This window comes from Streptomyces beijiangensis, from assembly GCF_017315755.1.
Lineage (GTDB): Bacteria > Actinomycetota > Actinomycetes > Streptomycetales > Streptomycetaceae > Streptomyces > Streptomyces beijiangensis.
Genome location: NZ_JAFLRJ010000988.1, coordinates 1 through 241, shown reverse-complemented (window position 1 = coordinate 241; position 241 = coordinate 1). Strand labels below are relative to the sequence as shown.

The following is a 241-nucleotide window of genomic DNA, read 5'->3' as shown; positions in this document are numbered from 1 at the left end:
CACGGAGCCCGCGGCGGGCGTGGAGAGGGTGAGGGTGTGGTCGCCGTCGGCGATCTCCGCGGGAACGGTGAACGCGTACTTGTCGACGGTGCCGTCGGCGTTGGCAGTCGCGTCGTCGAACTTCGCGGTGGAGTCGGCGAGTTGGGCGGACACCTTGGCGTCCTTGGCGAAGCCGCGGGCGGTGACGAGGACCTTCTGGCCGGCCTTGAGGTCGGGGTTCGCGTCGAGCACCTTGCCGTCG

The 241-nt window shown here is 70.5% G+C and carries 1 protein-coding gene; it reads right to left on the bottom strand.

The window, feature by feature from the left end; translation table 11 throughout:
* A partial coding sequence (locus J0695_RS40215) for a hypothetical protein (RefSeq protein ID WP_206969760.1) occupies nt 1-241 on the bottom strand: 241 nt, incomplete at both ends.